Raw genomic sequence first — 3,668 nt, forward strand, 5'->3', positions numbered from 1 at the left:
CAGGAGATCTTCGAGGAGATCTCCCCGATCGAGGACTTCTCCGAGACGATGATGCTCTCGTTCGACAACCCGGTCTTCGTCGACCCGAAGTACACCGAGGAGGAGTGCAAGGAGAAGGACTTCACCTACTCCCGGCCCCTCTATGTCTCCGCCGAGTTCACCAACAACGACACCGGTGAGATCAAGGGCCAGACGGTCTTCATGGGCGAGTTCCCGCTCATGACCGACAAGGGCACCTTCATCATCAACGGCACCGAGCGCGTCGTCGTCTCGCAGCTGGTCCGCTCGCCCGGTGTCTACTTCGAGCGCACCGCCGACAAGACCTCCGACAAGGACATCTACACCGCGAAGGTCATCCCCTCGCGTGGTGCCTGGCTCGAGTTCGAGATCGACAAGCGCGACATGGTCGGCGTACGCCTCGACCGCAAGCGCAAGCAGAACGTCACCGTGCTGCTCAAGGCCCTCGGCTGGACCCCCGAGCAGATCCGCGAGGAGTTCGGGCAGTACGAGTCGATGATGCTGACCCTGGACAAGGACACGCCCCAGACCCAGGACGAGGCGCTGCTCGACATCTACCGCAAGCTGCGCCCGGGCGAACCGCCCACGCGTGAGGCCGCCCAGACGCTGCTGAACAACTACTACTTCAACCCCAAGCGCTACGACCTGGCCAAGGTCGGTCGCTACAAGATCAACAAGAAGCTCGGCCTGACCGAGGCCTTCGACCAGCAGACGCTGACCATCGACGACGTCGTTGCCGCGATCCGCTACGTCGTGCAGCTCCACGCTGCCGGCTCGGTCGACTCGCCCGACCTGGTCGACGCGGCCGGCAACCCGGTCCTGGGCCCCGACGGTGCCCCGGTCAAGGTCCAGTCCGACGACATCGACCACTTCGGCAACCGCCGCATGCGCACGGTCGGTGAGCTCATCCAGAACCAGCTCCGCACGGGCCTGGCCCGCATGGAGCGCGTGGTTCGCGAGCGGATGACGACCCAGGACGTCGAGGCCATCACGCCGCAGTCCCTGATCAACATCCGTCCGGTCGTGGCGGCGCTGAAGGAGTTCTTCGGCACCTCGCAGCTCTCGCAGTTCATGGACCAGACCAACCCGATCGCCGGACTGACGCACAAGCGTCGGCTCTCGGCTCTCGGTCCCGGTGGTCTGTCTCGTGACCGCGCCGGCATGGAGGTCCGTGACGTCCACCCGTCGCACTACGGCCGCATGTGCCCGATCGAGACCCCTGAAGGCCCCAACATCGGCCTGATCGGCTCGCTCGCGTCCTACGGACGGATCAACCCGTTCGGCTTCGTCGAGACCCCCTACCGCAAGGTGGAGGGTGGTGTGGTCACCGACCAGATCGACTACCTCACCGCCGACGACGAGGACCGCTTCGTCATCGCGCAGGCCAACGCGCCGCTCGACGCCAAGATGCGCTTCGTCGAGGACCGCGTCCTGGTCCGCCAGAAGCGCGGCGAGGTCGACGCGATCCTGGCCAACGAGGTCGACTACATGGACGTCTCGCCGCGCCAGATGGTGTCGGTCGCGACGGCCCTGATCCCGTTCCTCGAGCACGACGACGCCAACCGCGCGCTCATGGGCGCCAACATGCAGCGCCAGGCTGTCCCGCTCGTCGTGAGCGACAGCCCGCTGGTCGGCACCGGCATGGAGTACCGCGCCGCCGTCGACGCCGGCGACGTGGTCGTGGCCGAGAACGCTGGTGTGGTCAAGGAGGTGTCGGCCGACTTCATCGAGACGATGAACGACGACGGCTCCTACCAGACCTACAAGCTGGCCAAGTTCAAGCGCTCCAACCAGGGCACCTGCATCAACCAGCGCCCGCTGGTGAAGACCGGTGACCGGCTCGAGGTCGGCACGCCGATCGCTGACGGCCCCTGCACCGACAACGCGGAGATGGCGCTGGGCACCAACCTGCTCGTCGCCTTCATGCCGTGGCAGGGCCACAACTACGAGGACGCGATCATCCTCAGCCAGCGCCTGGTGCAGGAAGACGTCCTCACCTCGATCCACATCGAGGAGCACGAGGTCGACGCCCGCGACACCAAGCTCGGCCCCGAGGAGATCACCCGGGACATCCCGAACGTCTCCGAGGAGGGCCTGGCCGACCTCGACGAGCGCGGCATCATCCGCATCGGCGCCGAGGTCACCACCGGTGACATCCTGGTCGGCAAGGTCACGCCCAAGGGCGAGACCGAGCTCACGCCCGAGGAGCGCCTGCTCCGCGCGATCTTCGGTGAGAAGGCGCGCGAGGTGCGCGACACCTCGATGAAGGTTCCCCACGGTGAGTCCGGAACGGTCATCGGCGTGCGCGTCTTCGACCGCGAGGACGGCGACGACCTGCCTCCGGGCGTCAACCAGCTGGTCCGCGTCTACGTTGCCCAGAAGCGCAAGATCTCGGTCGGTGACAAGCTCGCCGGTCGTCACGGCAACAAGGGCGTCATCGCCAAGATCCTGCCGGTCGAGGACATGCCGTTCATGGAGGACGGCACCCCCGTCGACGTCGTGCTCAACCCGCTGGGTGTGCCGCGTCGTATGAACATCGGCCAGATCCTCGAGCTCCACCTCGGGTGGCTCGCCAAGCAGGGCTGGGACCTCGACCTCTCCGGTGAGAAGGGCAACGCTGACTGGAAGCAGCGCCTGATCTCCATCGGTGCGGACAAGGCCACGCCCAACACCAAGGTGGCCACTCCGGTCTTCGACGGTGCGCGCGAGGACGAGATCACCGGTCTGCTGGGTGCGACGCTGCCCAACCGTGACGGTGAGCGGATGGTCAAGGAGGACGGCAAGGCCTCCCTCTTCGACGGTCGTTCGGGTGAGCCGTTCCCGGAGCCGGTGGCCGTGGGCTACATGTACATCCTCAAGCTCCACCACCTCGTCGACGACAAGATCCACGCTCGCTCGACCGGCCCCTACTCGATGATCACGCAGCAGCCCCTGGGCGGTAAGGCCCAGTTCGGTGGCCAGCGGTTCGGCGAGATGGAGGTCTGGGCGATGGAGGCGTACGGCGCTGCCTACGCACTCCAGGAGCTGCTGACGATCAAGTCCGACGACGTGCCGGGACGCGTGAAGGTCTACGAGGCGATCGTCAAGGGCGAGAACATCCCCGACTCGGGCATCCCCGAGTCGTTCAAGGTTCTCGTCAAGGAGATGCAGTCCCTCTGCCTCAACGTGGAGGTGCTGTCGCAGGACGGCAGCCCCATCCAGTTGAAGGACGCCGAGGAAGACGTCTTCCGAGCGGCCGAGGAACTCGGCATCGACCTGTCGCGGCGCGAGCCGAGCAGCGTCGAAGAAGTCTGATCCACCCCCGGGCCCGCGGCGCAGGCCGCGGCCCGGGGAATCAGTCCCTCAGCCTTTATCTCAAACAGCAACCAAAGGAACACACCTTGCTGGACGTGAACTTCTTCGAGCAGATTCAGATCGGCCTGGCCACCCCGGAGGACATCCGGGGCTGGAGCCACGGCGAGGTCAAGAAGCCGGAGACCATCAACTACCGCACGCTCAAGCCTGAGCGTGACGGCCTTTTCTGCGAGAAGATCTTCGGTCCCACCCGGGACTGGGAGTGCTACTGCGGCAAGTACAAGCGCGTGCGCTTCAAGGGCATCATCTGTGAGCGTTGTGGCGTCGAGGTCACCCGCTCGAAGGTGCGTCGTGAG

At 65.8% G+C, this 3,668-nt stretch carries 1 protein-coding gene and 1 pseudogene; both read left to right on the top strand.

Going from position 1 to position 3,668, the window contains the following annotated elements; genetic code table 11:
• Nucleotides 1–51: 51 nt before the first annotated feature.
• On the top strand, nt 52–3,312 hold the full coding sequence (rpoB, locus tag V6M39_RS00070) for a DNA-directed RNA polymerase subunit beta (RefSeq protein ID WP_442880627.1): 3,261 nt from the start codon (nt 52–54) through the stop codon (nt 3,310–3,312).
• 86 nt (nt 3,313–3,398) lie between these two features.
• A pseudogene (locus V6M39_RS00075) lies at nt 3,399–3,668 on the top strand (DNA-directed RNA polymerase subunit beta); the annotation flags it as partial.

The sequence above is a fragment of the Aeromicrobium sp. genome (assembly GCF_036675695.1).
Taxonomy (GTDB): domain Bacteria; phylum Actinomycetota; class Actinomycetes; order Propionibacteriales; family Nocardioidaceae; genus Aeromicrobium.

Coding starts and splice junctions, on each gene's coding strand:
- rpoB (WP_442880627.1), top strand. CDS start 52: ATGCTCTCGTTCGACAACCCGGTCTTCGTCGACCCGAAGTACACCGAG.